The organism is Mesorhizobium sp. (assembly GCF_004963255.1).
GTDB lineage: Bacteria > Pseudomonadota > Alphaproteobacteria > Rhizobiales > Rhizobiaceae > Mesorhizobium.
The window spans coordinates 1-1,200 of record NZ_SUGA01000091.1 but is presented as its reverse complement, the minus strand read 5'-3'; the positions used below and the strand labels follow the sequence as shown (position 1 = coordinate 1,200).

The window sequence follows — 1,200 nt, the reverse complement described above, 5'->3', positions numbered from 1 at the left end:
GAAAGGTGGCGCTGCGAAGCAGCGACGGATTGGGGGAACCACGTGGCAATCAAGCTTCGGCCCGATCAGTCACGCCAGTCACGGAAGATGCCCCTGGCCACATTCGTGGGGCGAGGAAAAGGGGCGGCGCCGCGTTCCGTGTTCCGTCATCTGTCTCGCCAACCCGAGGCCAGCCAGCCTTCACCCCACGACCTTCCCCGGATTCATCACATTACCCGGGTCGATCAACGCCTTGATCGCCTTCGCCAAATCCCGCTTCACCGGGTCGGCATGCCGCTCATAGGCCTCGCGCTTCTCCAGCCCGACGCCATGCTCGGCCGAGAACGATCCGCCGGCTTCGCGCAGGCCCTCATAAAGCACGTCCTCGATCGCCGCGTGCCGCTCATGCGGAAGCGGGCCGTTGCAGTTGATGGAGATGTGCAGATTGCCGTCGGCGAGATGGCCGTAGACATAGGGCGCGTAGGCGTCGTCGATCCGCTTCAGCCCGGCCTCGATGCGCGCCACATAGGCGTCCAGCGCGCCGCCCGGCACCGAGACGTCGAAGGAGGGCGCCATCGGGTGCGCGCACTCGATGTGCTCTGTCTCCTCGCGCAGCCGCCACATCTGGGTGGCTTGCGCCTCGGAGCTCGCGACCAGCCCGTCGAGGATGCCGGCCTCTTCCCAGATCGCCGCCAGCCCGTCCTCCAGCACGCCTCTGGCCGCTTCCATCGAGTCGGCGCCGAGTCCCAGCACCAGAAGGCAGGGCGCATCGAGCGGCAGCTGCCCGGGCGCGTAGCCCAGCGCCCGCTGCATCAGCGAGGCAAAATTGCGCCACAGGATCTCGGCGGCGCTGAGCCGCGCGCTGGTCGAGCCCAGAAAATGCCGCACGATGCGCTGCGCGCTGGCCGCATCCGGCACGCCGACCAGCGCCGTGGCACTGGCGCCGGCGACCGGATCGAGCCGCACCGCCACGCGGGTGACGATGCCAAGCGTCCCCTCCGCGCCGATGAAGAGATGTTTCAGATCATAGCCGGCGCTGGTCTTCAGCACCCTTGTGAGGTCGGAAAACACCCGTCCGTCCGGCAGCACGGCTTCCAGGCCCAGCACGCGGTGGCGCATCGTGCCGTTGCGAAACGCCATGATGCCCCCGGCATTGGTGGAAACCATGCCGCCAATGGTGGCGCTGCCGCGCGCGGCAAGGTCGATGCCGGGGTCGAGACC

The 1,200-nt window shown here is 68.1% G+C and carries 1 protein-coding gene; it reads right to left on the bottom strand.

Features of this window, described 5'->3' with window-relative positions; genetic code table 11:
* Positions 1–180 precede the first annotated feature (180 nt).
* Positions 181–1,200 (bottom strand): FAD-binding oxidoreductase (locus E5X34_RS32545; RefSeq protein WP_292573311.1); only part of this gene is annotated, 1,020 nt, incomplete at its 5' end.